Origin of the sequence: Cytobacillus firmus, assembly GCF_023715565.1 — a bacterium.
Classification (GTDB): domain Bacteria; phylum Bacillota; class Bacilli; order Bacillales; family Cytobacillaceae; genus Cytobacillus; species Cytobacillus firmus_C.
This window is the reverse complement of sequence record NZ_JAMBOJ010000135.1, coordinates 1-1227: the sequence shown is the minus strand read 5'-3', so window position 1 is coordinate 1227 and position 1227 is coordinate 1. Positions and strand designations below refer to the sequence as shown.

Annotated in this window: 2 protein-coding genes; both read right to left on the bottom strand. The window is 39.0% G+C overall.

Going from position 1 to position 1227, the window contains the following annotated elements; genetic code table 11:
• Positions 1-821, bottom strand: an 821-nt coding sequence (locus tag M3205_RS25085) for an IS3 family transposase (RefSeq protein WP_396106435.1), incomplete at its 3' end; no start/stop codon positions are given.
• Positions 818-1150 (bottom strand): transposase, encoded by a 333-nt coding sequence (locus M3205_RS26015; RefSeq protein WP_396106433.1) that lies wholly within the window; start codon positions 1148-1150, stop codon positions 818-820. The genes M3205_RS26015 and M3205_RS25085, both read right to left, overlap by 4 nt.
• Between the last annotated feature and the right edge of the window lie 77 nt (positions 1151-1227).

The following is a 1227-nucleotide window of genomic DNA, read 5'->3' as shown; positions in this document are numbered from 1 at the left end:
GGCGCGCGTTTCTTTAGTTTCTTTTGTCTGCGTTTGTAATTGTAATGGTAAATGTAATCCTCAAGAGCTTCTTCTAGTTCTTCTTTTGACCTACACTTATTTATATACAGCTTCTCAGTTTTGAGGTGTGAGAAGAACGATTCTACACAGGCATTGTCCAGGCAGTTTCCTTTGCGAGAGTGGCTGCCCTTGATGCTGTAATCCTCTAATCGACTGCTGTATAGCTTTGACGTATACTGAAAGCCTTGATCTGAATGGAGAACGGCTTCAGCTACGTCTTTTTTCTTTGTCCACTTTGATACTGTATTTAACACAAGTTCCAGATCATTTCTCTTAGATAGCTCCCAACTTACTATTTCGTTATTAAAGAGGTCCTGGATAACCGATAAATAATAAAATTCATTTCCAACAGACACATATGTTATATCCGTTACCATCTTTTGATTAGGTCCTGCAGCCCTGAAATTTCTTTTAAGGCGATTAGGAAAGAGGATAGAAGGATTACGACCGTGCCATTTTCTCTTCTTTCGGATGACAGATTGTATGTCCATTTCCGTCATTAGTCTATAGACCCTTTTGTGGTTGATTAAATACCCGTTTTCATTTAATTCATCTGTCATACGAGGCCGGCCAAATTCAGGATTCATGAAATGAATCCCCAAGATGTGCTCTCGAATGTCTTGTTCATCCTTAGCCTTCTCTTCCCGTTTAACAGTCGTTTTTCTCCATTTGTAATAGCTAGCCGGTTTGATATAGGCAATCTCCAGCAGCCAGGAGACCGGATAGGTACCTCTTAACTCATCAACTAGTTCATATTTTATTCTTCTGGGGATGTTTCCTCCTCCTTTAGCAGATTTGGATACTGCTTTTTTAGAAATTCAACCTGTGCTTTTAAATAATCTCTTTCCTCTTCAACCGATTTGAAATTAGTCCTAGGCCTACCTTTTAAAGGGTTAGAGACTCCTGAACGCTCATCAAACGGTACTCCATCTTTCCATTTCTTAACCCATACTTTAAGCTGGCTGCAGTTACGGATTCCCAATTCTTCTGCCAATACTTTATAACTCTTAGAGCCATTCACGTATTTTATGACGGCATTATGTTTAAACTCTTCCGAATAGCTATTAAAAGTTTGTCCTTTCTTTGCCATAGAAAAAATCCCCTCCAAGTAGTATTCTTTCCTCCATGGTAACATGAAGGTTTTTTTGAATGTCTACTTAAAGGGGA